The following is a 26,926-nucleotide window of genomic DNA, read 5'->3' on the forward strand; positions in this document are numbered from 1 at the left end:
TTCATTTCCGTACGTGGTTATCCTCCATCAATAGACGGGACATTAACTATGAATTTGCACGAATATCAGGGCAAGCAGCTGTTCGCTGAGTATGGCCTGCCCGTATCCAAAGGCATTGCCTGCGATACCCCCAAGGACGCCGTTGCAGCAGCAGATGAAATTGGCGGCGACGCATGGGTTGTCAAAGCCCAGGTTCATGCCGGTGGTCGCGGCAAGGCCGGCGGCGTAAAGCTGGTCAAGAGCAAAGACGAAATCCGCGAGTTCGCCGAGAAATGGTTGGGTCAGAACCTGGTGACCTACCAGACCGACGAAAACGGCCAGCCGGTTAGCAAGATTCTGGTTGAATCCCTCACTGACATCGACCAGGAGCTTTACCTTGGCGCTGTTGTGGACCGTGGTACCCGTCGTATCGTTTTCATGGCGTCGACCGAAGGTGGCGTTGAGATTGAAAAAGTTGCGGAAGAGACCCCGGAAAAGATCCTGAAGGCGGAAGTTGATCCGCTGGTTGGCGCGCAGCCGTACCAGGGCCGCGACCTGGCGTTCAAGCTGGGCCTTGAGGGCAAGCAGATCGGTCAGTTTACCAAGATTTTCCTGGGCCTGGCGAAGCTGTTCGAAGAGTGCGATCTGGCGCTGGTTGAGATTAACCCGCTGGTGATCACCCCGGCTGGCGATCTGCACTGCCTGGACGCCAAAGTCGGCATCGACGGTAACGCGCTGTACCGTCAGAAGAAAATCCACGAAATGCACGATCCTTCCCAGGAAGATGCCCGTGAAGCCGAAGCGGCCAAGTGGGAACTGAACTACGTGGCTCTGGAAGGCAACATCGGTTGCATGGTGAACGGCGCAGGCCTGGCCATGGGTACCATGGACATCATCAAGCTGTCCGGCGGCCAGCCGGCCAACTTCCTGGACGTTGGCGGCGGCGCGACCAAAGAGCGCGTATCCGAAGCGTTCAAGATTATCTTGTCCGATGACAACGTGCAGGCCGTATTGGTTAACATCTTCGGTGGCATCGTTCGCTGCGACATGATTGCAGAGGGCATCATCGGCGCGGTCAAAGAAGTAGGCGTGAAGGTTCCTGTGGTGGTTCGCCTTGAGGGTAACAACGCCGAGTTGGGCACCAAGGTTCTGGAAGAGAGCGGCCTGAACATCATTGCTGCCACCAGCCTGTCCAATGCCGCAGAGCAAGTCGTTAAAGCCGCAGGGGGTAAATAATGAGCATCCTGATCAACAAAGACACCAAGGTTATCTGCCAGGGCTTTACCGGCGCACAGGGTACCTTCCACTCTGAGCAAGCCGTTGATTACGGCACCCAGATGGTCGGTGGCGTCAGCCCCGGCAAAGGCGGCACCGAGCACCTGGGCCTGCCGGTATTCAACACCGTGCGTGAAGCCGTAGAAAAAACCGGTGCAGAAGCGACCGTCATCTACGTGCCGGCTCCGTTCTGTAAAGATGCCATCATTGAAGCCGCCGACGCTGGCATTCAGCTGATTGTGTGCATCACCGAGGGCATCCCGACCATCGATATGCTGTACGCCAAAGAATACGTTGATCGTAAAGGCGTTCGCATGATTGGCCCCAACTGCCCGGGCCTGATCACGCCGGATGAGTGCAAGATCGGCATTATGCCTGGCCATATCCACAAGAAGGGTAAGGTTGGCATCGTATCCCGCTCTGGCACCCTGACTTACGAAGCGGTCAAGCAGACCACAGACTTCGGTTACGGGCAGTCTACCTGTGTTGGTATCGGCGGTGACCCGATTCCTGGCTCCAACTTCATCGATATTCTGAAGCTGCTGCAGGAAGATCCGGAAACCGAGGCCATTGTTATGATCGGTGAGATCGGCGGTACCGCGGAAGAAGAGGCCGCTGCATTCATCAAGGCGAACGTCACCAAGCCGGTTGTTTCTTACATTGCCGGCGTTACGGCGCCTCCAGGCAAGCGTATGGGCCACGCCGGTGCCATCATCTCTGGTGGTAAGGGTACGGCCGACGAGAAGTTTGCCGCCCTGGAAGACGCCGGTGTTAAAACCGTGCGCAGCCTGGCTGAAATCGGCAAGGCTCTGAAGGAAGTGACTGGCTGGTAAGCCGCCACTGACCTTCATGAAACCCCCGGATTCGAAAGAATGCCGGGGGTTTTTGCGTTATGGACACGTGGTTTTGTGCCGGTTTGCTTAACGCCGGCGAGTGTAAAGACTATAATGCCCGGTCAGCTTGGTTTCAGGTGTCGTATTCCGGTGCCTTGTCCAGCGCTTTATAAACAGAAAGAAGGAGTTTGTGCTTTGAGTTCTGTCGATTCCCAGCAAAGAGTGTTGTCCGGCATGCGTCCGACCGGCAAGCTGCACCTCGGCCACTACCACGGTGTGCTGAAAAACTGGGTAAAACTCCAGCACGAGTACGAGTGCTTCTTCTTTGTCGCCGATTGGCATGCCTTGACCACACAATATGATGATCCCTCGGGTATTGAGCAAAGCGTGCATGACATGGTGATTGACTGGCTGGCTGCGGGGGTGAACCCGGGCTCGTCGACCATGTTCATCCAGTCTCAGGTGCCCGAACATGCCGAACTGCACCTGCTGTTGTCGATGATTACTCCCCTGGGCTGGCTGGAACGCATTCCCACTTATAAAGACCAGCAGGAAAAATTGCGGGAAAAAGACCTGGCCACCTATGGCTTCCTGGGCTATCCGCTACTGCAGACTGCCGATATTCTGATGTATCGGGCCGGCCGCGTGCCGGTGGGCGCCGATCAGGTCTCCCACGTGGAAATCACCCGCGAGATTGCCCGTCGGTTCAATCACATCTACGGCCGTGAGCCGGGTTTTGAAGAGCAGGCTGAGGCCGCCATCGTGAAGATGGGCAAAAAGAACGCCAAGCTCTACCGCAATCTGAAAAAACGCTACCAGGAAGAAGGCGACGCTGAAGCTCTGGATACCGCACGGGCTTTGCTGAAAGAGCAGCAGAATATTTCCCTGGGCGATCGTGAGCGACTGTACGGTTACATTGAGGGTGGTGGTAAGGTCATTCTGCCGGAACCCCAGCCTTTATTGACCCCCGAATCCAAGATGCCGGGGCTCGATGGCCAGAAAATGTCGAAATCCTACAACAATTACATTGGTTTGCGCGAAGACCCGGATTCGGTGGCGCAGAAGATCCGCACCATGCAGACAGACCCGCAGCGAGTCAGGAGAACCGACCCCGGCGAGCCTGAGAAGTGCCCGGTTTGGGGTATGCATAAGGTTTATTCCGATGAGAAGACCTGTGACTGGGTTCAGGAAGGCTGCCGCAGTGCCGGCATCGGTTGTCTTGATTGCAAGAAACCGCTGATTGACGCCATCATCGAGGAGCAGAAGCCCCTCCATGACCGGGCCAGGGAGTACGAAAGTAACCCGGATCTGGTGCAGTCTATCCTGCAGGAGGGGCGTGAGCGGGCTCGCGATGCTGCTCGGGATACGCTCGAAGAAGTTCGCGCGGCAATGGGCCTCAGCTACCGCTGATGCCTGACCGCGCGCCCGTCACAGGCAGGCTAATGGTATGACCGAAGAAACCATGGAAGGCGAGAAAACGCAGGGCGCGGCGCCCGAACAGCTGCCCCTGGCGTTTGTGTCGGGCAAACCTCTGGTCGATATTCCCAAAGATCTCTACATTCCGCCGGATGCGCTGGCGGTTTTTCTGGAAGCCTTTGAGGGGCCGCTGGATCTGCTGCTCTACCTTATCCGTCGTCAGAACATGAATATCCTCGATATTGATGTCAGCGAGATTACGCGCCAGTACATGGAATACATTGGGGCGGTGGAGGCCATGCGATTCGAACTGGCGGCAGAGTATCTGGTGATGGCCGCGACTCTGGCTGAGATCAAGTCCCGGATGCTGTTGCCCCGCCAGGAAAGCGACGATGACGAAGATATCGATCCACGCGCAGAGTTGATTCGCCGGCTCCAGCAGTACGAACGTTTCAAGAAAGCCGCGGAAGACATTGATGACATTCCGCGCATGGAGCGGGATACGTTTGCAACGTCTGCAGCTTTGCCCAGGTTACCGTCATCCCAGCCTCATCCCGATGTTGAAATGCGGGAGTTGTTGCTGGCGTTGCAAGGGGTTCTGCAACGAGCAGACCTGTTTACCAGTCATCATGTCGAAAAAGAACGGTTATCCACTCGCGAGCGGATGTCGCACATTTTGTCGTCATTGCAGGGCGATCGCTTTGTGACGTTCGAGAGCCTGTTTACGCCTGAGGAGGGTCGACTCGGCGTGGTGGTCACTTTTCTGGCCACACTGGAACTGGTAAAAGAACAGCTGGTTGAAATCGTTCAGGCAGAAGTGCTTGGGCCAATACACATCAGAGCCCGGGCAACGAACTGAGGGACTGAATAGCACTATGAACGAAGAGCATCTGGCTCGAATTCAGGCCATCGTGGAGGCTGTGCTGCTGGCCGCCGGCAAGCCGATGACGCTGGACCAGCTCCGGGAGCTGTTCGCCGAGGACGAGCGTCCGGCGCGGCAGGTTATGGAGCTTGCCCTGACCAACCTTGGGGCATCCTTTGAAGGGCGGGGAGTGGAGCTGCGGAAAGTAGCCAGTGGCTATCGACTCCAGGTGCGGGAAGAGTTTGCGCCCTGGGTGGGTCGGCTGTTTGAGGAGAAACCACAGCGATATTCCCGGGCCCTGCTGGAAACGCTGGCTTTGATTGCGTATCGGCAACCGATTACCCGTGGAGAGATTGAGGATATCCGTGGCGTAACGGTAAGCAGCAATATCATTCGAACCTTGCTTGAGCGAGAGTGGATTCGGGTGGTGGGTCATCGGGATGTTCCGGGTCGGCCGGCGATGTATGCAACCACCCGACAGTTTCTCGATTATTTCAGTCTGACCGGTTTGGATGAATTACCGCCGCTGGCAGAGGTCCGCGACCTCGAAGAAATCGGCCGGGAGATTGAAAACAGTATACAGGGAGAGGTCAGGCACGACTCTCCGAATGGTTCCGGCGACAGTTCCGATGCCGAAGGTGATCAGCAGCCACCGGAATCTGACCAGACACTTCACTGAAACCCGGTTTCAGCTTTGTATTTCAAGGATATCTACAGATATGGCGGCAAAAGGCCCCGAAAAGAAAGCAGCTCGCAGCGACCAATCTCTTACGGGCGGCCCCGAGCGGGTTCAGAAGTTGCTCGCCCGCGCCGGCGTCGGCTCACGGCGTGAGGTAGAGGGCTGGATTGAGGCCGGTCGCCTGCTGGTGAACGGTGTTCAGGTCGAACCGGGCCAGAAAGCGTCAACGTCCGATCGTTTCGAGCTGGATGGCAAAACTCTGGATGTTGGCTCGGCTGCCCAGGTGGTCAGGCGCGTGCTGGTGTACAACAAGCCGGAGGGCGAAGTGACCAGCAGGAAAGACCCGGAGGGACGGCCGACAGTCTTCGACCGGCTGCCGCGGCTCAAGGACCAGCGATGGATATCCATTGGCCGGCTGGATTTGAATACCACCGGGCTTGTGCTGTTTACCACCGACGGCGAGCTGGCCAACCGGCTGATGCATCCGTCCAGCGAAATTGATCGGGAGTATGCTGTCCGGGTATTCGGTGAAGTCGACGATGCCATGATCGAGCGGCTTCGGGAAGGCGTTTTACTGGAAGACGGCATGGCCAAATTTACCGACATCAGTCCGGCCGGTGGCAAGGGTATGAACCGCTGGTTTCACGTAACCCTGCTGGAAGGGCGCAATCGCGAGGTGCGCAGGCTGTGGGAATCGCAGGGCGTTCGGGTAAGCCGGCTCAAGCGTGTCCGCTACGGGCCTGTGTTCCTGCCCAGCCGATTGACCATGGGGCGTTGGGAAGAGCTGGACCAGAAAGGGGTGGACGCCCTGAGCCGTGTGGTCGGGCTGGACAGTGTGGCCATACCCCCGAAAACGCCCGGTGAGCAGGCAGCTCACGACCGGAAGCGTCGCAAGAGCCCGGGCAAGTCACTGCAACGTGGCCGTAAGGGTGGAAGCTGGCAGGTTGCGGATGCTGCTCCGGCAAAATCGCGATCGAATACGGCCGGCAAACCCGGGACGCCTAAAGCCCGCAAGCCCTCCCGTTAAAACGGGAGCGGATCAGGAAATGCTGGCGAACACCCGGGTGCAGTTTCGGCCAGCGGACTTGGCCCGGTAAAGCGCTTCGTCGGATCTGGCCAGCCACTGTTCCGGCTGTTCATCCGATAAACGCACGGCGACTCCGCAGCTGGCGGTTACGGTTAACGGAGTTTCGCCACCGTCTACGCGAATGCTTTCAATGGCAGCCCTTAACCGGTCTGCAACATCCCGCGCTTCGTGTTCGTTGGTGTGGGGCAGCAATACCGCGAACTCCTCCCCGCCAAACCGGTAGACACTGTCTGAGTTGCGAAGTGCCTGTTCAAGCTTTTCGGCAGTGCGCGCCAGAATGTGATCGCCAACCACGTGGCCATGGGTGTCATTAACCATCTTGAAATGGTCGAGATCGCACAGGATCAGGCTCCAGGCAGCACCGTGGCGCTCAGCCAGAGCGCTTGCGCGATGAAGGTCCTCGTCAAGTGCCCGTTTATTGCCAATACCCGTCAACGAATCGGTCAGCGCGGCCTGCTCAATAGCGATGAACCGGCAGGCATTGCGAATATGGCAGATGACTCCCGACAGCATCATTTCAACACCAGTGAGCTCTTCTTCGGTGAAGCGCTGCCGGCGATGCAGTGCCAGCGTACCGTACTGATGGCCTTCCAGTGACAGTCGATACTCGCAACGGTGCGGGCCGCCCATTCCGGTAGAGAATACAAAGTCCTGCCGGGCAATGCGGTGACGATAGTTCAGCGCATCAAAGGGTACGATTGCCGCCATTTCCTCGGCCAGAATGGCCAGCTGGGTTTCCAGCGACAAGGTTGTGCTCAGTCGCCGGGCCATTTGAGGCATAACATCCGAGGTATTGTTCCAGTCCTGGAACGACTGCTTTAACTCTGCAAGCCGCGCATGGCGTGAGGTGTTTGGCTGGATCGACGTCAGGTTTTTCACAGTTAGTCGCTCTGCTGGTTAGAAACTCATTTGTTCAGAGTAAAAGCATAAAAGGTGCCACGTTGAAAAAAGCGCATAAAAACAATCAAATATCAGGTTTTTTGTGCTCGGATACTCGCTTTTCGGGGCTGCTGTCAGCAATTCGTCAAAAATCCGGCAGGTTCTTGCCGGGTGTTCCGGCAAGCCATCGAAATGTCCTGCAAGGGGTGGGGCGGCCAGAAGCCTGTGGTAAACTTTCGCGCTTGAATATTTCCAGCGGGACCCAGTTTTATGAGATTCCAGGCACCGGAAAGCCTATCCGAACAGATTGCCCAGCATTTGGGGCAGCGCATTGTTGTTCGTGATCTCAAGCCGGGAGAGCGAATTCAGGAACTGAAAGTTGCGGGCGATCTCAACGTCAGCCGCGGCTCGGTAAGGGAAGCGTTGCTGATTCTGCAGCGTCGACACCTTGTCGAGATCTATCCAAGGCGCGGAGCCGTGGTATCGAATCTGACCCCGGAGTCGGTGAATGCCTTGTACGACATCTACATTGACCTTCTTTGTATGTTGGCGCGCAAGGTGCTGGAGCGTTGGCCGGGTGGGCAGTTGGAGGGCGTGATGGGGCAGGTTCAAGAGCTTCAGGCTGTGATTGATGCATTGAACTCGAACGCCCCGGATTCGGCAGAGCGGGTGATTGAAGCCGGTTTTGGTGTTATGCAGTACGCTTACCGCCTGGTTGAGAACCCCTTTCTCGAGGAAACACTGGAAAACTTCCGGCCTGCGATCAGCCGTACCTACTATGTGGCTCTGGATCATTTCAGAAGTGAGATTGCCGAGACGGGCACGTTTTTCCGTCAGTTGGCCGATGCCGCTGTGGCAAGTGACTCCGAACGCTTGCAGCACGTTATTCAGCATTTCGGTGAGCACCAGCGCAGTCTGGTGTTGAGCATTCTCCAGGAGGAATCTTCCTGATATGCGGCTGAAGTCCATCAAGCTTGCCGGCTTCAAATCGTTTGTTGATCCGACCACGGTGCCATTTCCGTCCAATATGACGGCAGTGGTCGGGCCCAATGGCTGTGGTAAATCCAATATCATCGATGCCGTGCGTTGGGTTATGGGGGAAAGTTCTGCTAAATACCTGCGCGGCGAATCCATGACCGATGTCATCTTTAATGGCTCAAGTGCCCGAAAACCTGTAGGTCAGGCCTCTATAGAGCTTGTGTTTGATAATAGTGACGGCTCGGCACCCGGTGAATTTGTAAAATTCAATGAGATCTCGGTCAGGCGGCGGGTGTCCCGGGAAGGGCAATCCGAGTATTTCCTGAACGGTTCAAAGTGCCGTCGCCGGGATATCACCGATCTTTTTCTTGGTACCGGTCTTGGCCCCCGCAGTTATGCCATCATCGAACAGGGCATGATTTCGCGTCTTATTGAAGCCAAACCTGAGGAATTGCGAGTTTATATCGAAGAGGCGGCTGGCATTTCCAAGTACAAGGAACGCCGCCGGGAGACCGAAAACCGCATTCGACGAACTCAGGAAAACCTCGAGCGGCTGACCGATTTGCGTGAGGAGCTGGGGCGGCAATTGCAGCATCTGGAGCGCCAGGCAGCGGCGGCTGAAAAATACAAAGCCTATAAACAGGAAGAGCGGAAGAAAAAAGCCGAGCTTACCGTGCTTCGCTGGCAGGCCCTGGACAACGACCTGCAGGCCTGGCGCGGGAAAATCCGGTACACCGAACTCGAGCTTGAAAAGTTTCTGACGGAACGGGTCAATCTGGAGACGTCACTGGAATCACTGCGTGAAGGGCATCATGAGCGCACCGAGCATTTTAACCGGGCTCAGGCGCGGTATTACGAGGCCGGTGCCGACATCGCGCGGATTGAGCAAAGCCTGGAGCATCAGCGCGAGCGCAGCCGTCAGACTGCCGCCGAGCTGGATCAGGCGATGGCGAACCAGCGGGAGCTTGGCCGCGAGCTGGAGCAGGACGAAGATAAACTGGCCGCACTCCAGGAAGAACTCGACATGGTCGAGCCCGAGCAGGAAGCGCTGGCCATGCGTTCCGAGGAGTCTGCAGAGAAACTGCAACAGGCCGAAGAAGATATGAGCGACTGGCAGCAGCGATGGGACGAGTTCAGTGCCCGCTCCTCGGACGCCCGCCGGCAAGCCGAGCTGGCCCAGTCCCGAATACGATCCCTTGAAGACGCCATTACACAACAGAAAAGCCGGCAGCAGAAGCTGCGGGATGAACAGGCTTTGCTGGACGAGCAAGTGGACCGCTCGGAACTGGAGCAGCTGCTGGAAGAGCAGGAAACCCTGGCGTTGCAGCGGGAAGAGGCGGCGGAGAGCATTCAGTCGCTGCAGGACGATGTCCATTCAAGCCGCCAGGCACTGCGAGAGGCGGAGCACGCCTGTTCAGACATTCGACAGACAGTTCAGAGCCTGACGGCGTCACTTCAATCCCAGCAAGCACTCCTGGATGAGCAAATGGGAGCCGGTGACGGCGCCTTGCAAGACTGGCTGGCGGGGCAGGGGCTGGCTGATTCACCCCGGTTGGCTGAGCGCCTGTCCATTGATGATGGCTGGGAATTTGCCGTTGAGCAGGTGATAGGCCGGTTTACTCAGGGCCTGGCGTTATCAGATTTTGAACAGGTTTTGCCGGCTCTGGAGTCGGCTCCCAAAGGCCTGGCAGCGATTACCGGTAGCGGGAATGCGCCGACTGCTGGCGGCCTGGCGTCGAAAGTGAGTGGCGCTCCGGCTATCACGTCCTGGCTGGCGCATATTGAAACCGCCGACTGCCTTGCAGACGCGGTGGCCAGGCGGAATGAGCTTGGGCCAGAGCAAAGCGTTATCACCCGCGATGGCGTGTGGTTATCCCGCGACTGGTTGCTGATGCCGGATTCCGATGCCGCCCAGATCGGGGTTATCGAGCGCCAGAAAAAAGTCGCTGCGCTGCAGCGGGAATTGGCGGAGGCGGAGGCTCAGCTTCGGGAGGCGACAGAGCAGGCGGAACAATTGCGCGAAAAGGCAGAGCGTGCAGAATCATCGCGCGACGAGGCCCAGGCCCGGCTGGGCAGTATTGAACGGGAGCAGGGAGCGCTGGCATCGCGGGTGAGCGGTTTGAAAGCCCGATCGGAACAGATTGATGCTCGTCTGAGAAGCATTCGCGAGGACATCGGCGACATCGAAGTGGATCTTGAGCAGCAGCAGATCAACCTCGAGGAAACCCGCGAGGAGTGGGATATTGCTCTGGCCTCCAGCGAGGACAGCGAGGAAGAGAAAGAGCAGTTGCTTGAGCAGCGGGATTTGCTCCGGGAAAATCTCGACCGCCTGCGCCAGGAAGCGCGGCATGATCGCGATCATTCGCATCAGTTACAGCTGCAGCTTCAGACCCTGCAGAGTCAGCGCGATGGCCTGAGGCAGACCATTGATCGAATGCAGCTGCAAAAAGAACGGCTCGAGGAGCGCCTGGACGTATTGAGAGAGTCCAGAGAAAGCGCTGAGGAGCCGATTGAAGATCTGCAGCTGCAGCTGGAAGGCTTGCTGGAGCGGCGATTGGCGGAAGAGGAAAAGCTTGGGGCTGCCCGGGATGTCCTGGAGGAGATTGATCGGCAGGTGCGGGAGCGCGAACAGGGGCGTAGCCGGACGGAACATGAGGTTCAGGAAATACGGGCCCGGCTTGAGAAGCTGAAAATGGAATCCCAGGCACTGGAGATCCGCTCCGGCAACCATATTGAACAGCTCAAAGAGTTGGATGTAAAACTGCACGATGTGCTCGGCCAGCTCCCGGAAGATGCCGCCGAAAAGCTCTGGGCCGAAGAGCTGGAGAAAATTGGCAATCGCATTCAGCGTTTGGGTGCTATTAATCTGGCGGCGATTGAAGAGTACCAGGTCCAGAGCGAGCGCAAGACCTACCTGGATGAGCAGCACGATGATCTGATGGAGGCCCTCGAGACCCTCGATAACGCCATCCGGAAAATCGATCGGGAAACCCGGCAGCGTTTCAAAGAAACGTTTGACCAGGTGAATGGCGGCTTGCAGGCGCTGTTTCCAAAAGTCTTCGGTGGCGGCAATGCTTATCTGGAACTCACCAGCGATGATCTTCTGGAGACCGGAGTTGCCATTATGGCCAGGCCACCCGGCAAGAAGAACAGCACGATTCATCTGCTTTCGGGCGGGGAAAAAGCGTTGACCGCCATCGCGCTGGTATTTTCGATTTTTCAGCTCAACCCCGCGCCCTTCTGTATGCTGGACGAGGTTGACGCACCACTGGACGATGCCAACGTAGGGCGTTACGCCAACATGGTAAAAGAGATGTCAAAACAGGTTCAGTTCATCTACATCACTCACAACAAGATCGCCATGGAAATGGGAGACCAGTTGATGGGGGTAACGATGCATGAGCCCGGTTGCTCGAGGCTGGTATCGGTGGATGTGGATGAAGCGGCGGCGCTGGCCGAAGCCTGACTGAAACAATCATGGGTGGTATGGCCGCCAACCATGACAATAACGCCATCTGGGCCCGGTTTGCGTTGTATTCATTACGGGCTTTTTTTAGAGTAACAACGTTCCGAACTGCAAACAGGACAGCAGCACTATGTCACTTAGGGAATGGTTAATTGCCATAGGTACCCTGGTTATTATTGGAATTGTCATTGACGGTGTACGCCGTATGAGGCGCGCCCGTAAAGAATCCATGGCGATATCGTCGGGTATGGGGGCAGATGAGCTCAAGGATTCTCCGCTGGATGAAGGTTTTAACCCCGAGTTACCGAACGGCGGTGCCCGTACGGTCTCCCGGACGACCCTTGAAGATCGCGGCTATGTGAAAACCGATGCCTCGGAATCGGTGAGCGCCGGCGTCGACGACACGGAGTTAACGCTGGAATCCGGCTGGGGCGCCCGCGATTACGACGATGGCATCCTCGGTGAGCCCAGGATTGCTCGTGCTGAGCAGGCGCCAGTTGCCCCCGGAAAAACCGGAGAAAAGCAAAGTGTGGAGTCTGAGTTACCCCGGGCGGAGGCGGATTCTGATTCCTCAGCCTCGCAGGGGCATGAGCCTGAACCCGTTGGCGACAGTCAACCGCCGGTCGTGACCGAAGTGGAAGAAGACACTGCCCGGCGGGCGGCTACACGGCCAAGGAAAAATCAGCCATTGGCCGGTGCCAATCGCCCCGAAGCCAGAGAAGTGCTGGTGATTAACGTATTGGCGCGAAGCGGTGAGCAATTTGACGGCAACAAATTAAAAAGTTTGTTCGAAGCGTGTGGGCTGGAGCATGGTGATATGGATATCTACCATCGCCATGAAACTGACGATACCACAACGCCGGTTCAGTTCAGCGTTGCCAATGCGGTGGAACCCGGAACCTTCCGGCCGCAGGACATAGCCACTCTTAGCACGCCGGGCATCAGTTTCTTTATGAGTTTGCCCGGCCCGAGCAGTTCCTTGCAGGCCTTCGAGTTTATGCTGGAAACAGCGCAATGCGTTGTGCGAAATCTCGGGGGAGAACTGAAGGACGAGCGTCGCAGTGTGATGACGCCGCAAACCATTGAACACTGTCGCCAGCGTATTCGCGAGTTTGATCGCAAACAGCGCTCTCAGCGAGCCTAGCAGCCCGTCCGGACCCCAGACCCGATGACCAACGTTCCTCAAGATATCCGGCAGCGCGTGGAGACCCTGCGCTCGACCCTGGAAGATCATAACCATTTTTACTATGTCCTGGACGACCCCCGTATTCCGGATGCCGAATACGACCGGATGTTCCGGGAGCTGCAAAAGCTCGAGGCCGATTATCCTGGCCTCGCGTCTGAGCAATCACCGACCCGCCGTGTGGGTAGTAGCGCAGACACCAGTTTTCATTCTGTCACCCATCGCCTGCCCATGTTGTCGCTGGATAATGCGTTCAGCGAAGACGAGCTTCGGGATTTTGATCGACGGGTTCGCGAACGCCTCGGGGTGGATGCGAGCGTTGAATACGTGTGCGAGCCCAAGCTTGACGGGCTCGCCGTCAGCCTCCATTACGAACACGGTTTGTTGACCCGGGCGGCTACTCGGGGCGATGGCTACACCGGTGAGGATATCACCGCTAATATCCGCACCATTCCCTCGGTACCTCTGAAACTTCGGGGTTCCGGCTACCCGGATCTCGTGGAGGTTCGGGGCGAGGTGTATATGCCGCGCGCCGGCTTTGAAAAACTGAATGCGCGGCTGGCGGAACAGGGTGAAAAGACGTTTGTGAATCCCCGGAACGCGGCCGCCGGTAGCCTGCGACAGAAGAAATCTACCGTCACCGCCAAACGGCCACTGGAGCTATGTGCCTACAGTATGGCGGTTACCGATGAGAGCGTGTTGCCGGAAACACACTGGGACAGCTTGCAGCAGGTTCGTGAGTGGGGCTTTCGTATCAACCCGGAGATGCGCAAAGCAGAGGGCGTCGAGTCCTGTCTGGAGGCGTACAGCGCGCTCATGCTTAAACGCGACAGCCTGCCCTACGAGATTGACGGCATCGTCTTCAAGGTTAACCGCCTGGATTTCCAGCAGGCTCTTGGCTTTGTCTCCAGGGCTCCGCGTTGGGCCATTGCTCACAAGTTCCCGGCCCAGGAAGAACTCACCGTTATCGAGGGAGTGGAGTTCCAGGTGGGCCGAACCGGAGCAGTTACCCCGGTTGCCAGGCTCAAACCGGTGTTTGTTGGCGGTGTTACCGTCTCGAACGCGACACTGCACAACATGGACGAGATCCGTCGGCTTGATGCGCACATAGGCGATACCGTGTTTATTCGCCGGGCCGGGGATGTTATTCCGCAGGTGGTCAAGGTCGTGCCCGACAAACGCCCGGACAATGCCGCTACGGTAGAAATGCCGGAACATTGCCCGGTCTGTGGTTCGGATATTGTCCAGATAGAAGGAGAGGCGGTGGCTCGCTGTTCTGGTGGCCTGTACTGTCCTGCACAGCGCAAAGAGGCTATTCGGCATTATGCATCCAGGAAGGCTATGGATATTGAAGGCCTGGGAGATCGCCTGATCGAGGTTCTGGTGGACGAGGGTATGGTGAATACCGTCGCCGATCTCTACCGGTTAACGAAGTTTCAGATTGCCAGTCTTGAGCGCATGGGCGATAAATCCGCCACCAACCTGATTGCCGCGATTGATCGTTCCCGCGAGCCTGCCTTGTGGCGGTTTCTTTATGCGCTGGGTATTCGTGAAGTCGGCGAGGCCACTGCCAAGGCGCTGGCTTCCTACTTTGGCACACTAGAGGCGATTTCCGGGGCGGATGAGGATACATTGCAGGCGGTACCCGATGTGGGGCCGATCGTGGCCGGCCATATCCGGAGCTTCTTCGATCAACCCCATAACCAGGAAACACTCTCAGAATTGAAAGCCGCGGGGGTCAGTTGGCAGGAAGAGGAAGTCCGTTCCATCGAAGAGGCGCCTCTGAACGGCCAGACCTGGGTGTTGACCGGCACACTTGCCACGCTCACGAGAGACCAGGCCAAGGAGAAGCTGGAGCAGTTGGGCGCCAAAGTCGCCGGCAGTGTCTCCAGGAAAACGGCTTGCGTGGTTGCTGGTGAGTCCGCCGGCTCCAAACTGGCCAAGGCGGAGCAGCTTGGCTTGAACGTGCTGGATGAGCAAGGGCTGCTCGACCTTTTCCAGGAGCATGGCCTGCAGAATTGACCTGACGCTGGCCGGAGAATCTGAGAACTCGCGCAGATCGCTCAGAGTTCAAATTGGCTACCATGACGATAATCTGTAACGGTGTGTAAACCGGGCGCCTGTTGCCCGGGCACGGCCATAACAATAACGTCATGAAACGGATTTTTGCATGCGCGCCGATTTGTTCTCCCGCTCAACCGCTTCGGGCCGCCTCCTAGGCATCGCCCTGATCGCCCTGGCAGCAACTGGCTGCAAAACCGAAAAAGATCCCGACCAGCCCACGTTGTTGGGCGCGCCCCCGGCCATTGCCTATCTCGGCGTGGAATATTATTACAACTGGGGGGCTTATGGCGGGGAAAGCATACTGGATTACTCGCTTACCAACGCGCCCTCCTGGCTGGCCCTGGAAGACACCAGTAACAAGGCGCGTCAGGGGATTATTATGCGCGGGGTACCCGGGTTGTCCGGTGGCAACCGGGGCACGGAAGATCTTGGCAAAAACGACAATATCGACATTGTCACCACGGATGGTCGGATGGCCGGTTTCCAGCCTTTCAATATTGAGGTTAAACGGAACGTCATTACCCTGGCGGGCGCGGACCTCTCGGAGGGTGATGTTCAGGCCTCAGATGACGATGCCGAGGGGCGGTGCGCGGTGCCTGCGCTGGATGAGGGCAGTTATAGTTACGATCTGCGCCTGTACGGACCGGACGGAGGCAAGCCCGGGCCGGCCGAAGGCCAGACAGAGCCAGGCCCGGAGATCAAGACCGTCACCTATCCTACCAAACGAGCCTATGCCACAGTCTCACTGGATCAACCTTCAGTTACCGAAGTGAAAATCGCGTTTGAGCTCAGGTCGGACTATAGCGAAAACGCCTGTGACAATGAGCAATCTCCGCCACACCAGGATTGTAAATACAGCCGCGCTAATGTTGGCGCGGCCATTATTGGTGAAGATCTGGTGGCCTTGAGCGACGAGCGTAACCATCCCGTGGACCGGGAGGGAAACCGGCTGGACTACATTGAATACGATCTGACCGGCAGCACGCCAACCCGAGGCGTGGTAACGCTCAAGCCTGGCATCACTGAATGTTATATTCCGTTCGAGGTGGTGGACGACCTGATACCGGAGCCTGCGGAAGTCGCTACCATGGTGCTCACGGAGATTCGCCAGGGCATCGCCTCGCTGGGCAATGGCAGCGTTGAGGTAAAAGCCAATGTTTCTGTCGAAGATAATGAGCCGGTACTGAGCCTGGAAACGGTTAACGGCGGAACCCGTGATGCGCTGAATACGGGTGAGGGCGGCGAGCAGTCTTACAGAGCGATACTCCGTGGCGAACGCGAGGGAGAATTCAAGGCAAAGCTCGCTCGAATTGGCGAGCTGACCGGTGTTTCCGAGTCGCAAACGTTCCAGATCATGCAGCCGGACCCCGACAATTCTGCGGCTTTGAAAGAGAACGATACGCTGGTTTTTCCCGAGGATCAGGACGAAATACGCTTCACCATCAGAGCGCTCGAGTACACCAATCTGGGGGATGAGCTGGACGATAACCTCGCGCCTATCGGGGTTGACGTTGCCTACCAGGCCGGCCGGGAACGTTTTGCCCGAGGCGCTTCTGAAACCTTGCTCACGGTGAACCTGAACCGACTGAAAAGTCCATTGGAGTGGAACGACGGATTTATCGCCACGGATGTGACGAGCGGGCATAAGGGGCGATTGTTTGCGGCGGGGTATGCTCCGAATGCTAGCAATCAGGTGCAGGTCAGGGTTTACGATCAGGTTGGTTCGTTATTACAGACGGTTGAGGTGACACCTCCGGGCCTGAGCCTGCAACCACACGATGTTTACCTGGCTGACGGTGTGCGCACGGTCACCGAGAACAATAACCGGGTCAACCGCTACGAAATCGTTGTCGCCTTCAGTACTGCGGAAGCCGGGCTCGGCTCCCCGTTAGGGGGCGTAGATGCGGTAACCGGGCTGTTCCATTTTGATGGCAGCAATTACGTGGCGAGTTGGCCGGATACGGTATACCGGCTGGGATCGCCGGGCGACGATACAGTGCGCTGGGTCGGCCTAAATGGCAGCACCGGATATGTGCTGGTAGGTGGAGAAACACGCGGAGCATGGGCCGACAACACCTTCAAAGGGGGAACCGATAGTTTCCTCGCACGAGTTGATACCACCGAAAATGCCGGATCCCTTGAGCCGTCCCTTGCCTGGGCACGGCAAGTGGGTTCGGCGGCGGATGAACGGGTTGTCAGCGGCAGCGCAGAGAGCTCCCTGGCGCTGTTGTTCGGGTCCTCACCCACGACTCTGGATGGCCTGGGCAATGTGGGATCGTACTTTTTCAATGGCAACACCGGTGCGTCACCCAGGGTGTATCAGGTTGGCGAAAACAACTCGGAAACACTGGGCTATGGACTGTATGGCGGCGCAGAAGTGCTGTTGATTGGTGATGCGCCCTACCACTACCGTTTCCGGGAGGCTCGGCCAGAAGATGCCGGAACCGATAACGACAGCAACGAGATTATTCGTACACCAACCGCCAATCGCGCGGGCTTCGTGCTTGGTTTCAATACCTCCGGTGAACCGCTGAGCGCCTACACCGTGGATGATGCCGATGATCTTTCAGACGAATCCCTGACCGGGGCTATCCGTTTTGATGGAGATGTAGTGGTTACAGGCACCACAAACGGCCAGTTTGTCGAAGACGGAGCGGCGCCTGTATCCGGTTCTGAAAGTATCCTCGCGCGGGTGGATATGTCGGGCACCGGGGCGGCTTTCCGTAACTGGCGTGAGCAGTTCAATATCTCCGGTTTACAACTGCTGGATGTCGAGAACTACCGGAATTACGAGGTGGTTGTTCTGGCCGAACGGAATGGCAAACCCATGGTACTACTGTTCAGCCCGGAAGGAAAACTGTTGACAAAAATGGGCGAGCCCTGACGAACAACAGGGGGGGGCGGGAGTCTAGACCGCCCCTTGTTGCTTGCCGGCACTGGCGTAGAGTTTCAGGTAGTCAGTGCTGGTTACGACCCCGGATGGTTGGCCGGCGGCATCAATGACCAGGGCAGCGCTCAGGCTGTGGGCCAGCATCAGCCGTGCCAGTTGGTGCGCATCGGTTTCCGGGGAGGCGGTCAGAAAGGCCGGAAGTTCCATGTGGATGAGGCTTTGATTCATGGCTTCGCTGCCCTGCTCATGAACCCACGACAGTAACCATCTGAAATCGATCAGGCCGGCGACATTGGCATCGGCCAATACGACCAGATGGTGGACACCATGGGTATCCATGGTATCCAGGGCCTCGGCAATGCTCGCCGAGGCCGCGACTGTATAGTGCGCAGGTGAGCAGATGTCCGAGACCGGCAAATAAACACGCTCTTCCAGAGGCTGGGCAGAGGCGGCAGCACCATACTCCTGAAGTGCATGGTAGCCGGCGCCGCTGTGAGCGGCCTGCTGGAACTCTCCATCAGTGGCTTCGCTGTGTTCAACATCGATGGGCGCAGACTCAGACAGCTCGGTCACCGTCCCGACACGGCGACTGCGGAGTGCTTCAGGCAAGCGCGTACCCACTGGCCGGCCTGGCTCACTGACGAATATGGACATGATTCCCTTTCTCCCCGAAGTTGCGCTCCCTATACTTTACACGTGCTTATCGGCGGATTTTCCTTTTGCTGAAGTGACAGTCTATTAAGATTCCGTGGGTGCTTTCCGGTAAAGGCGTCCGGTTTCGACGCGGCGGGCAAGCCGTTTATTGAGGCTGGGCGGCTGGCCACACATCCGGTCAGCCAGATATTCAGCCAGTAACGGAGCCCAGGCCAACCCCTTGCTGCCGAATCCGGTCAGCAGAAACAGCCCATCGCAGTTCAATCCGCCCTGTTCCGGTAGGGCGCCCGCAGCAGGTTGGTAGTCATGAGTGGTGCAGCGGAACGCCACGCGCCCGTCAAGAGCACCGCTGTGCATACTTTGCCCTCTACTTACTGAAGGCAGCAGTTCCAGAAGTTGCGTAACATTTTCCTCGTGGCCTTCACGTGTGGCTTCGGGGTTGGTGTCGTGCAGGTCGAAGGTGGCGCCAGTGATCGCATTACCTTCATGGGCCGGGTTCAGGTATTTGGTGCCACAAATAACCACACGGGGTAGCTGGTAGTTCCGGGCGGATAAGCGGGTGACCTGGCCGCGAATGGGTTTGAGTCGTAGCAAGTGGTTATCGCGCACGGGGGCCAGGCAGCCGGATTCATGGCCGGCGGCAATCACGGCGTTGCCTGCCTTGATGCGTTTTCCGCCGGTTGTGTAAATGATCCAGTGATGCTCCCCGCGTTCAAGCTTCTCGACTTTCGCATTGAAAATCCGTTGAATCCGGGGGTGGTTGGCCAGGGTTTCGCAAGCCTGCGCTGGTTGCAGCCATCCCGATCCGGGAAACCAGAACCCAGAGCGTTGAACCGGTACTCCGGCAATGTCGGTTGCTTCCGCGGCCGTGACCGGGCGTAGCAAATCTTCCGGATATTGGTTCCGCGCGAGAAAACGGCGCTGGCGGTCTGCTTCCTGGGGTGTTGCCGCGAGCTGAAGCAAACCACTCGGGTGCCAGAACGAGCCCTGCCAGCGCTGATAGAAACGCTGGCTGAAAGACAGCGCGGTGGCCGCAAGCTCTGTCTGGTCGTTGTATTCAACACCAAGCTTTACGTAAAGCGCGCCCTGTTCATTTCCAGATGCGCCAGCACCGGGTTTGCAGGCTTGATCGATGAGCAGTACTTCCTGGCCTCGTTCTGCCAGATTTCTGGCCAGTGCGGCACCGGCAATTCCGGCACCGACAATGGCGATGGGGTCGGATTCGGAGCGGGGAACAGTGATGCGTTCCGCGGCCGGCAGTCTTCCCACCAGCATTTCCCGTTTGCGACCAAACCCTGGCACTTTGGCCATATCAAAGCCCTCCGCAGCTAACGCGCGACGGACCCGGCCGACCGAGGTAAAGGTGGCCAGTGAGCTGCCCGGTTTGCTGTGGCTGCGAATCTGGTCAATGGCCTGCTCCAGCCACATATCCGGGTTGAGTGAGGGGGCAAATCCGTCAAGAAACCAGGCATCCGCGGTGAATTCCAGATCCTTCCAGGCGTCCATAACATCGCCGAAATAGAGGGTGAGCCTGACGGCGCCGCCAGCAAGCACGAGGCGATGAGTGCCTTGCAAAAGTGGTGGGTATTGTTCGAGCAGTTCCCGGGCGAGCGGTTGCAAGTCTGGCCAGCTTGCGAGTGCGCGCGCAAGATCACCCGGCGTCAGCGGGTAGCGCTCGACCGATATGAAGTGCAGAATCGCGGAGTCACCGTCGGGCGGGCGTTGCGCAAGCCATTCCGCCCAGGTCGCCAGGAAATTGAGCCCGGTACCGAAACCGGTTTCAGCAATGACAAAGTGGTCGTGGCCGGCAAGCTGGCGGAAGCGTGCGGGGAGGTCATTGCGTTCGATAAATACGTAACGCGTCTCCGCAAGGCCGTCATCCCGGCTGAAGTAAACATCACCAAACCGGGCCGATTCGGGTACGCCGTCGCGCCAGATCAACTCCGCCGGCTCCATGGCCGGCGAAAGGCTATCGGAGGTCATGCCAGTCAGTGCTCTCCGGTGAGTTTTTCGGCGGATTCGATAATGACCGGTGTCACAGGGACGTCTGCCATGCCCCGCTGGTAACCGGTTTTAACGCCGGCGATACGATCAATAACGCCCATGCCTTCGATGACCTTGCCAAACACCGCGTAGCCCGGGCCACGCACACCGGCGTTCAGAAAATCGTTGTCTGACACATTGATAAAAAACTGCGAGGTGGCCGAGTCTGGATTGTTAGTTCTTGCCATGGCAATCGTGCCCCGGAGATTGGGCAATGTCGCGGTTGCCTCATTCACGATGGGCGCTTCAGTCTGCTTGCGGCCAAGCGCTTTATTGAAGCCTCCGCCCTGAACCATAAAGCCGGGAATAACACGATGGAACAGAGTGCCTTCGTAAAAGCCCTTGTTCACATAGGCCAGAAAGTTTTCGACCGTTTTGGGGGCTACGTCCGGGCGCAATTGCAGTACGAATGCCCCCTCCGTGGTCACAAATCGTACCTTCGGAAGCGGCTCTGGCTGGCTTTGGGCAAGGGCGGTGGAGGTTGGCATCAGGGCCGTCAGCAGGGCAAAGAGGACAGACGTCACAATTGATAGGGATTTTACGGAGTTTGTCATTTCAAGGCAGCTCTCTGTTACAGGTGACGATCGGATTACTGAGATAATCCGGCCATTACGAAGATCGCGTTGATCTTAACAGATCATTACCACACTAGGTGCAAATCAGAACAGCGGGCGCCGATGTTCTAAGCTACGCTCTAGTTAACGAATGAAGGCCGGGCCGGGTTGTACGGTGATCACGGATAATGCAGGAGGAGTCTGGTGAGAATCCGTCAGGGTTTTGAAGAAAAATCCCGGCTTGGCCGGTTGCTGGTTAATCGCGACTATCTGTCAGAAGGTCAGTTGGAAGAGGGGCTCCGGGTTCAGCGCGAGACCGGGCAGCGTCTTGGCGAGGTATTGATTGCGGCCGGGTGGATTTCCGAGCGGGAACTCCATCGCGTACTGAAGCATCAGTCCCGCTATCGCAACGCGGCTGCGCTGGTCACCGTTGTTACGCTGCCGTTTCAGCCCATGGTGACACTGGCCTCGACCAATGCGAATGCGGCCCAGATTGATGCGGGCGCTGGAGAGCTATACGAGCGGGGTGGTTTCGCTCCGCTGTCCGATCAGGAAATGTCGGAAGTTTCAGCGCAAAGCGGAGTTGGCCTGGTAAAGCATCTGAATTCAGTCGCGGGGATGGCGGACAGTGCCAGGAACGATCCCGCCGGTGAGCTTCCAGACGTTGATGTTGTTGAGGGCATTAAACTTGCGGCACACGTGTTCGTGCCGGTGCTCAGCTTTCTCGATTCCGACTTCTCTATTTCGGGAGTGCACTACCGGGAAGGTGAACCACGCTATTCACTGCAGAGTGATGGCGGTTTGCGTCTTGCGTTTCCGGAGCGTATAGAAGAAATCCGTATGGACAACATTCGGGTTATGGGTGGGCAAACGCCCGGTATGGGTAATATCAGCGTTCGGGATATCCGCTTCCATCCGGACTCGCAAATGACGATTTACACGCGCTGAAACCGTTGCGGACCAGAGCATCAAAAAGCCCGGAATCAGTCCGGGCTTTTTTACGCTCCGTGGGCGGCCGGGGTTTCAGGCGCTGGCGAGAATATTCGTGCTGGAGACGTTGGTTTGTTGCCCCTGGGCGCCGTACAGTTTCTGTTGAGCCGAGGCACCCCGGAAGATTTCCGTGAGCTTCGACAGGCGCTTTTGCATATGCCCGAGAACACGGCCGTTGTTCTGGTTGATTGCCTGGCACTCACGCAGCCGCTTGTCTGCCATCTTCCACAACTCGTAAAGCTCATCCAGCCCGCCGGCCCGAATGAACCGTGATGGTTCTCCGGCGTTCGGTTTATAGCCCATGCTCACCAGCAGACGGATTTTCGTTTTGGCGCGCTCGCGTACGCCCTCAAGGAGCCGGTTTTTCTCGGCAGTAACCTCCTGAAGAGGACTGACATCGGCAGCGGCGAGTGCGGCTTTTTCCCTGCGAAGCACATCGGCCAATGTTTCCAGTTGGCCGATGTCTTCCCGGAGGAGGGTGTTCAACTGCTCATGTGCGTTCATGCGTGCTTACCCGAAAATGCTTTTATCCATATCAAGCATTTTCTGGGCCAGCTTTTGAGCGTCAACCTTGTAAGTGCCGCTTTCCAGAGCGGAGCGGATTTGTTCAATGCGCTCGTCATCCATTTCGGGGAAATCCCCGAGCCTCTGTTCAAGCTGCTTCAGGTCTTTTGCCTGACTGCTCAAATTCACGTTTTCGCCACGGGCGGCGGGGCTTTTCGCCTGGGCGTTGTCACTTTGGGGCGCTTTGGGCGCCTGGTTGCCCCCGGCTTTATCTGCCGTGGTTCGGGTAGTGTTGACCTGGCCTGGGCCAATTCCATTTAAGTCAACTGACATATCGGTACCTGCTTGCCTGGGGCCACAGTAAAGTGGCGAATTCGGGTTTATATCCTTCTAACGGCAAATCTGCGCCATACTTTAGCCGAGAGGCGGAAAAAATTTGCCGCACACAATGTTTCCATTATTCTACATCGGTATCTCCACCCGGCCCGGCCCAACCGCGCGTGCTTTGATGGTTCGGGAAGAGCGGAGGTTTTCTACCAGAACCTGCTCGCCCAGGCCGGCGTTGGCCAGAGCTTTACCCCGTGAGGACACAGAAAAGGAGCCTGATCGGGCGACAATAATAACATGGTCGCCACGCTCAATCGCATCGGGGGCTTCCAGCAGATTTGGCGTGATTACAGTGCCGGCTTTGACGGGCCGGCGCATCATCATGCCGGAGACAGACTCCTTCCTGGTCAGCACGCCGCGCCGGCTGGCATTGATCTGAACCGATGCCCGGGTAACCTGTTCGGCGCTTAGCCTCTCACCCCGGGCCAGTGGGCGGGCAGCAACCAGTGCCGGGCCGTAAACTTCGACACTGCTGGTTACGTACATACGCCAGGGCCGTTCACCGTGGCACGACACCAGCACCGAAGGGCTGGTTGTTTCCAGCGGATTGCCGGAGAATTCGGCCTCCAGTGCCTGGTCGCAGTCTGCAAGCTTGAGGCGGCGGTCTATGACCCCCGTTTGGTAAGAAGCCTTCAGGCCCTGGCTGGCCAGGTTCTCGGACCATTGGCTCAGAAAGGTTTGTGCTGCCTTTAAAATATCGTCAGCGGATGTCTTTTCTGCAGACTGAGCCGCTGGGCTCAGGAAAACGCACAAGGCTGTCAAAAAGAGGATTCGCATACGCACCGGTTTGTCCTATGCTGTGTCTAACCGTGTGTTTTGTTGAAATCCGTTAAGGATTCGGGCCTTCCGGCCGTTACACCGTTAAGCTTTCGGGGCGTCAAAAAAGTGTTTTTGAGTGGCCCTCGTATCAACTTACAGAGTTTCAAGCAATATTGATGCCGGTATGGCACGCCAGGAGTGAAGCATCATGGCAGGGGTATTAGACAGCGTTAACCAGCGCACCCAGCTGGTCGGTCAGAACCGGCTTGAGTTGTTGCTGTTCCGCCTGAGAGGGCGGCAAATGTACGGCATCAACGTTTTCAAGATTAAAGAGGTGTTGCAGTGCCCGAAGCTCTCGTCAATTCCGAATAGCCGGAGTGTAGTGCGGGGCGTGTCACACATTCGGGGCGAGACGATCCCGATCATCGATCTGAGTATGTCGATCGGCCTGCCCGGGATTCCGCAGGAACAATTGGCCACCAGTTTCGTGATCATCACCGAATACAACCGTAAAACCCAGGGGTTTCTGGTTTCGGGTGTTGAACGCATCATGAACATGAACTGGGAAGATATTCTTCCGCCGCCCAAGGGTGCAGGCAAGGATGTTTACCTTACGGCAGTCACTAATATTGATGACAAACTGGTAGAAATCATAGATGTAGAAAAGATTCTTGCAGAAGTTTCTCCACTCAGGGAAGATGTTACAGAAGAGCTGGTGACCCGCAGCGCAGAGCGCGTACCTGGCCATTTGCCGGTGCTGGTTGTCGATGACTCATCGGTGGCTCGCAGGCAAATCGAGCGATGCCTGACAGCCATCGGTATGGAAGTGGTAACGCGCAATGACGGCAAGCAAGCGCTGAATTATCTACAAGAGATCACGCAGGACGGGTCGAAGGCGACTGATCATCTGTCGCTGATTATTTCAGATGTGGAAATGCCGGAGATGGATGGCTACACCCTGGTTACGAGAATCAAGGATAACCCCGCTCTGAAAGAGATGTATGTCATGCTGCACACGTCGCTGAGCGGTGTGTTCAACCGTGCGATGGTGCAGAAAGTGGGCGCAGATGATTTCATGGCGAAATTCAGCCCGGATGAGCTGGCCGAGCGTGTGATGGAAATTATTGATCAGCACTGATTCCTCGGCTGATGATTTTACCCACGAAGAGATCTAATGAAAGCGGATATAACGCCCCAGGAATACGAAGTCTTCAAGAATTTCCTGCAGGATGCGTGCGGCATTCTGCTGGGCGATAACAAACAGTACCTGGTGAAAAGCAGGCTTCGCCGGATTCTTGAAGAAAACAGTCTGAATTCGCTGGGGGAGCTGCTTGAGCGTCTCCAGAGGCCGGGCCGGGCAGGGCTGCGTGAAGTTGTGATCGATGCGATGACAACCAACGAGACTCTGTGGTTCCGGGATAATCACCCTTTTCGTATTCTTCAGGAAAAACTTCTTCCCGAGTTTGCTGAACGGAAATCGTCTCAGCCATTACGGATCTGGTCAGCAGCCTGCTCAACAGGGCAGGAGCCTTATTCCGTGGCGATGGTGATCGACGAGTTCCGGCGCAGCAGGCCCGGTAAACTGCGAGATGTGAAGATTACCGCCACGGATATCTCTAAAAGCGTTCTGGAGGTTGCCCGTCGCGGCGAGTACGAAATGATTGCCATTGGCCGCGGGCTGTCGCCCGACCGGCAGAAGCAGTTTTTTACGCCCTCTGCGAATGGCGGGTGGCAGATCCGGCCGCAAATCAAGTCGATGGTGGAGTTCAAGGAATTGAACCTGCTGGAGCGTTATATGCTCGGTAAATTCGACATCATTATGTGCCGCAATGTGTTGATCTATTTCTCCGCCGACCTGAAAAAAGACATCCTCACGCGACTGAATGGTGCCCTGAATCCGGGAGGCTACCTCATTCTCGGAGCTTCTGAGTCTTTGAACGGCCTGCCGGACCTTTACGAAATGGTTCAGTGCCACCCCGGTATCATTTATCGTAAAAAATAGTCGGGCAGCTTACAGAGCGGACGGTGCATTGATATGGAGAATCTGAATCTCCGGCATCTTTACTATTTCTGGGTAATCAGCAGGGAAGGTTCGATTGCCAGGGCCAGCGAAGTGCTTGATCTCGCACCTCAGACGCTCAGCGGGCAACTTGCCACTTTCGAGGGCTCGGTCGGTGGGCGCTTGTTCAGCAGGGAGCGCCGACGGTTAATTCTGACCGAGCTTGGCCACCTGGTCCAAAGCTATGCAGATGAGATCTTTGAGCTGACCGGCGAGCTTTCTGAAACCTTGCGATCGGGCCCGGAAGACCGCCCCCTGTCACTGTCTGCTGGTATCTCGGCCTCCGTTCATAAACTGATTGCCTATTACCTGCTTGATCCGGCCATGAAGCTCAGGCGTCCTGTACAGCTGGAGTGTCGCACAGGTCGCACAGAAGACCTGTTGATGAGCCTGAAGCGAAAAGAACTGGATGTTGTTCTGACCGATCGGATGCCTCGGGCGGAGTCGCCGGAGCGTTTTGCGGTGCATCCTTTGTCCCAGTCCACGATCAGCCTGTTTGCCGCCCCGGCACTGGCTGAGAAACTGCGACCCGGTTTCCCCGGTTCACTGAATTCCCAGCCCCTTCTCGCCAACGCCACCGACGCGCCTTATTTCCAGAAGCTGATGAACTGGTTCAACCTTAATAATGTACGGATGAATCTGGTCGCTCGCGTGGACGACAGCGCCCTCATCAAAGTCTTCGGGCGCGACGGCGTCGGGGTTTTTGCAGCGCCGACCATGATCAAGGATGAGGTGTGCCGGCAGTATCAGGTCTCTTTGATAGCGTCTCTTGATGAGGTGACTGATCAACTGTACGCCATTACCCGAAGCCGCAATCTGGCCCACGAGGGGGTGCGTGCCATTTGTGAGGTTCGCGAACGCTTGCTGTAAGGTTGATAACCCCTGCCGAACCCTCGAAAAAATCGATGGATAATCCTCAATAAAGCTTATTTTATCGAATCTGGCATTCCGTCATGATGGCACTGTATTGGGCAGTAGCCAAAGGAGCACAGCCATGAAGACGATCCATAAGTTCAAGTTGGAACCCGGTAAAGAGCCGACCACGCTGACCCTTCGCGAGGGTTACAAGGTTGTTCGCAGCGAGTATCTGGTGCCGCAGAAAGCGGTGTTCCTTTGGGTGCAGCAGCCGCTCAATGTCACCACGCCAACGGTAGAGCGTCAGTTCAGAGTAGCCATGTCCGGCGAGCCGGTGCCAGACCGGTTTGAGTATCTCGATACAGCGCTGGATCCGTTCGGGCCGGAAGCCTACCACGTGTTTGCAGTACCGGCGGGCGAGCCGAGCTATATCAGGAACGCTCACGGGCACGCGTCGGACACGCTTTACGGTGGCAGTGAATGGAACGGCCACTACGTGTCCTGAGGGCCCGCCAACGATCCAGCAAACA

Annotated in this window: 23 protein-coding genes; 16 read left to right on the top strand and 7 right to left on the bottom strand. The window is 57.1% G+C overall.

Features of this window, described 5'->3' with window-relative positions; all coding sequences use genetic code 11:
- The first annotated feature begins 48 nt into the window (after positions 1-48).
- The 6 genes from sucC (at position 49) to rluB (ending at position 6,071) form a co-directional block, all read left to right on the top strand.
- A complete protein-coding gene (gene sucC, locus ACP2AU_RS08555) occupies positions 49-1,215 on the top strand; it encodes an ADP-forming succinate--CoA ligase subunit beta (protein ID WP_426375698.1) in 1,167 nt (388 codons plus the stop codon).
- Positions 1,215-2,087 carry a succinate--CoA ligase subunit alpha gene (gene sucD, locus ACP2AU_RS08560; protein ID WP_426375699.1) on the top strand — a complete coding sequence of 291 codons (873 nt, stop codon included), beginning with the start codon at positions 1,215-1,217 and terminating at the stop codon, positions 2,085-2,087. Before sucC ends, sucD begins: the two co-directional genes overlap by 1 nt.
- A gap of 195 nt (positions 2,088-2,282) precedes the next feature.
- Positions 2,283-3,497, top strand: coding sequence for a tryptophan--tRNA ligase (locus tag ACP2AU_RS08565; RefSeq protein ID WP_426375700.1), 1,215 nt, complete (start codon positions 2,283-2,285; stop codon positions 3,495-3,497).
- 37 nt (positions 3,498-3,534) lie between these two features.
- Positions 3,535-4,362 carry a segregation and condensation protein A gene (locus tag ACP2AU_RS08570; protein ID WP_426375701.1) on the top strand — a complete coding sequence of 276 codons (828 nt, stop codon included), beginning with the start codon at positions 3,535-3,537 and terminating at the stop codon, positions 4,360-4,362.
- A gap of 16 nt (positions 4,363-4,378) precedes the next feature.
- Positions 4,379-5,044: an SMC-Scp complex subunit ScpB gene (gene scpB / locus ACP2AU_RS08575; protein WP_426375702.1), complete on the top strand. Its 666-nt coding sequence runs from the start codon at positions 4,379-4,381 to the stop codon at positions 5,042-5,044.
- Positions 5,045-5,084: 40 nt separating this feature from the next.
- Positions 5,085-6,071 carry a 23S rRNA pseudouridine(2605) synthase RluB gene (gene rluB, locus ACP2AU_RS08580; RefSeq protein ID WP_426375703.1) on the top strand — a complete coding sequence of 329 codons (987 nt, stop codon included), beginning with the start codon at positions 5,085-5,087 and terminating at the stop codon, positions 6,069-6,071.
- Between the two features lie 12 nt (positions 6,072-6,083).
- Here the strand turns inward: rluB and ACP2AU_RS08585 are convergent, their stop codons facing one another.
- Positions 6,084-7,010, bottom strand: a complete 927-nt coding sequence (locus tag ACP2AU_RS08585; RefSeq protein WP_426375704.1) for a GGDEF domain-containing protein — start codon at positions 7,008-7,010, stop codon at positions 6,084-6,086.
- Positions 7,011-7,280: 270 nt separating this feature from the next.
- Here ACP2AU_RS08585 and ACP2AU_RS08590 point away from each other — a divergent pair, with 270 nt between their 5' ends.
- From ACP2AU_RS08590 to ACP2AU_RS08610, 5 genes are all read left to right on the top strand, one after another.
- On the top strand, positions 7,281-7,961 hold the full coding sequence (locus tag ACP2AU_RS08590; RefSeq protein WP_426375705.1) for a GntR family transcriptional regulator: 681 nt from the start codon (positions 7,281-7,283) through the stop codon (positions 7,959-7,961).
- Position 7,962: 1 nt separating this feature from the next.
- Positions 7,963-11,454: a chromosome segregation protein SMC gene (smc, locus tag ACP2AU_RS08595; protein WP_426375706.1), complete on the top strand. Its 3,492-nt coding sequence runs from the start codon at positions 7,963-7,965 to the stop codon at positions 11,452-11,454.
- A gap of 130 nt (positions 11,455-11,584) precedes the next feature.
- Entirely contained in the window at positions 11,585-12,598 is a 1,014-nt protein-coding gene (gene zipA, locus ACP2AU_RS08600) for a cell division protein ZipA (RefSeq protein WP_426375707.1), read from the top strand.
- A gap of 24 nt (positions 12,599-12,622) precedes the next feature.
- Positions 12,623-14,659, top strand: a complete 2,037-nt coding sequence (gene ligA / locus ACP2AU_RS08605) for an NAD-dependent DNA ligase LigA (protein WP_426375708.1) — start codon at positions 12,623-12,625, stop codon at positions 14,657-14,659.
- A gap of 148 nt (positions 14,660-14,807) precedes the next feature.
- Entirely contained in the window at positions 14,808-17,585 is a 2,778-nt protein-coding gene (locus ACP2AU_RS08610; RefSeq protein WP_426375709.1) for a hypothetical protein, read from the top strand.
- Positions 17,586-17,609: 24 nt separating this feature from the next.
- Here ACP2AU_RS08610 and ACP2AU_RS08615 read toward each other — a convergent pair whose 3' ends face one another.
- The 3 genes from ACP2AU_RS08615 to ACP2AU_RS08625 all read right to left on the bottom strand — a co-directional run bounded on the left by ACP2AU_RS08615 (position 17,610) and on the right by ACP2AU_RS08625 (position 20,842).
- Complete coding sequence (locus ACP2AU_RS08615) at positions 17,610-18,245, bottom strand: CBS domain-containing protein (protein WP_426375710.1); 636 nt, start codon at positions 18,243-18,245, stop codon at positions 17,610-17,612.
- Positions 18,246-18,329: 84 nt separating this feature from the next.
- Positions 18,330-20,228, bottom strand: coding sequence for a bifunctional tRNA (5-methylaminomethyl-2-thiouridine)(34)-methyltransferase MnmD/FAD-dependent 5-carboxymethylaminomethyl-2-thiouridine(34) oxidoreductase MnmC (gene mnmC / locus ACP2AU_RS08620; RefSeq protein ID WP_426375711.1), 1,899 nt, complete (start codon positions 20,226-20,228; stop codon positions 18,330-18,332).
- Between the two features lie 5 nt (positions 20,229-20,233).
- Entirely contained in the window at positions 20,234-20,842 is a 609-nt protein-coding gene (locus ACP2AU_RS08625; protein ID WP_426375712.1) for a peptidylprolyl isomerase, read from the bottom strand.
- A 204-nt stretch (positions 20,843-21,046) separates the two neighbouring features.
- Between ACP2AU_RS08625 and ACP2AU_RS08630 the strand changes: the two genes are divergently transcribed.
- Entirely contained in the window at positions 21,047-21,790 is a 744-nt protein-coding gene (locus ACP2AU_RS08630; protein ID WP_426375713.1) for a pilus assembly protein PilB, read from the top strand.
- A 75-nt stretch (positions 21,791-21,865) separates the two neighbouring features.
- Here ACP2AU_RS08630 and ACP2AU_RS08635 read toward each other — a convergent pair whose 3' ends face one another.
- From ACP2AU_RS08635 to flgA, 3 genes are all read right to left on the bottom strand, one after another.
- Positions 21,866-22,336 carry a flagella synthesis protein FlgN gene (locus ACP2AU_RS08635; RefSeq protein ID WP_426375714.1) on the bottom strand — a complete coding sequence of 157 codons (471 nt, stop codon included), beginning with the start codon at positions 22,334-22,336 and terminating at the stop codon, positions 21,866-21,868.
- A gap of 6 nt (positions 22,337-22,342) precedes the next feature.
- Positions 22,343-22,669 (bottom strand): flagellar biosynthesis anti-sigma factor FlgM, encoded by a 327-nt coding sequence (flgM, locus tag ACP2AU_RS08640; protein WP_426375715.1) that lies wholly within the window; start codon positions 22,667-22,669, stop codon positions 22,343-22,345.
- Between the two features lie 129 nt (positions 22,670-22,798).
- Positions 22,799-23,500: a flagellar basal body P-ring formation chaperone FlgA gene (gene flgA / locus ACP2AU_RS08645; RefSeq protein WP_426375716.1), complete on the bottom strand. Its 702-nt coding sequence runs from the start codon at positions 23,498-23,500 to the stop codon at positions 22,799-22,801.
- A gap of 190 nt (positions 23,501-23,690) precedes the next feature.
- Between flgA and ACP2AU_RS08650 the strand changes: the two genes are divergently transcribed.
- From ACP2AU_RS08650 to ACP2AU_RS08665, 4 genes are all read left to right on the top strand, one after another.
- A complete protein-coding gene (locus tag ACP2AU_RS08650; RefSeq protein ID WP_426375717.1) occupies positions 23,691-24,620 on the top strand; it encodes a chemotaxis protein CheV in 930 nt (309 codons plus the stop codon).
- Between the two features lie 36 nt (positions 24,621-24,656).
- Complete coding sequence (locus tag ACP2AU_RS08655) at positions 24,657-25,484, top strand: CheR family methyltransferase (protein WP_426375718.1); 828 nt, start codon at positions 24,657-24,659, stop codon at positions 25,482-25,484.
- A 33-nt stretch (positions 25,485-25,517) separates the two neighbouring features.
- Complete coding sequence (locus tag ACP2AU_RS08660; protein WP_426375720.1) at positions 25,518-26,411, top strand: LysR family transcriptional regulator; 894 nt, start codon at positions 25,518-25,520, stop codon at positions 26,409-26,411.
- A gap of 124 nt (positions 26,412-26,535) precedes the next feature.
- Complete coding sequence (locus ACP2AU_RS08665; RefSeq protein WP_426375722.1) at positions 26,536-26,901, top strand: DUF7352 domain-containing protein; 366 nt, start codon at positions 26,536-26,538, stop codon at positions 26,899-26,901.
- Positions 26,902-26,926 lie beyond the last annotated feature (25 nt).

Source organism: Marinobacter sp. VGCF2001 (genome assembly GCF_049943275.1).
In the GTDB taxonomy this organism is placed as follows: Bacteria; Pseudomonadota; Gammaproteobacteria; order Pseudomonadales; family Oleiphilaceae; genus Marinobacter.

Bases quoted from the DNA above. Each gene is read 5' to 3' on its own strand.
- sucC (WP_426375698.1), top strand. From the start codon at position 49: ATGAATTTGCACGAATATCAGGGCAAGCAGCTGTTCGCTGAGTATGGC.
- sucD (WP_426375699.1), top strand. From the start codon at position 1,215: ATGAGCATCCTGATCAACAAAGACACCAAGGTTATCTGCCAGGGCTTT.
- ACP2AU_RS08570 (WP_426375701.1), top strand. From the start codon at position 3,535: ATGACCGAAGAAACCATGGAAGGCGAGAAAACGCAGGGCGCGGCGCCC.
- scpB (WP_426375702.1), top strand. From the start codon at position 4,379: ATGAACGAAGAGCATCTGGCTCGAATTCAGGCCATCGTGGAGGCTGTG.
- rluB (WP_426375703.1), top strand. From the start codon at position 5,085: ATGGCGGCAAAAGGCCCCGAAAAGAAAGCAGCTCGCAGCGACCAATCT.
- ACP2AU_RS08590 (WP_426375705.1), top strand. From the start codon at position 7,281: ATGAGATTCCAGGCACCGGAAAGCCTATCCGAACAGATTGCCCAGCAT.
- smc (WP_426375706.1), top strand. From the start codon at position 7,963: ATGCGGCTGAAGTCCATCAAGCTTGCCGGCTTCAAATCGTTTGTTGAT.
- zipA (WP_426375707.1), top strand. From the start codon at position 11,585: ATGTCACTTAGGGAATGGTTAATTGCCATAGGTACCCTGGTTATTATT.
- ligA (WP_426375708.1), top strand. From the start codon at position 12,623: ATGACCAACGTTCCTCAAGATATCCGGCAGCGCGTGGAGACCCTGCGC.
- ACP2AU_RS08610 (WP_426375709.1), top strand. From the start codon at position 14,808: ATGCGCGCCGATTTGTTCTCCCGCTCAACCGCTTCGGGCCGCCTCCTA.
- ACP2AU_RS08615 (WP_426375710.1), bottom strand. From the start codon at position 18,245: ATGTCCATATTCGTCAGTGAGCCAGGCCGGCCAGTGGGTACGCGCTTG.
- mnmC (WP_426375711.1), bottom strand. From the start codon at position 20,228: ATGACCTCCGATAGCCTTTCGCCGGCCATGGAGCCGGCGGAGTTGATC.
- ACP2AU_RS08625 (WP_426375712.1), bottom strand. From the start codon at position 20,842: ATGACAAACTCCGTAAAATCCCTATCAATTGTGACGTCTGTCCTCTTT.
- ACP2AU_RS08635 (WP_426375714.1), bottom strand. From the start codon at position 22,336: ATGAACGCACATGAGCAGTTGAACACCCTCCTCCGGGAAGACATCGGC.
- flgM (WP_426375715.1), bottom strand. From the start codon at position 22,669: ATGTCAGTTGACTTAAATGGAATTGGCCCAGGCCAGGTCAACACTACC.
- flgA (WP_426375716.1), bottom strand. From the start codon at position 23,500: ATGCGAATCCTCTTTTTGACAGCCTTGTGCGTTTTCCTGAGCCCAGCG.
- ACP2AU_RS08650 (WP_426375717.1), top strand. From the start codon at position 23,691: ATGGCAGGGGTATTAGACAGCGTTAACCAGCGCACCCAGCTGGTCGGT.
- ACP2AU_RS08655 (WP_426375718.1), top strand. From the start codon at position 24,657: ATGAAAGCGGATATAACGCCCCAGGAATACGAAGTCTTCAAGAATTTC.
- ACP2AU_RS08660 (WP_426375720.1), top strand. From the start codon at position 25,518: ATGGAGAATCTGAATCTCCGGCATCTTTACTATTTCTGGGTAATCAGC.
- ACP2AU_RS08665 (WP_426375722.1), top strand. From the start codon at position 26,536: ATGAAGACGATCCATAAGTTCAAGTTGGAACCCGGTAAAGAGCCGACC.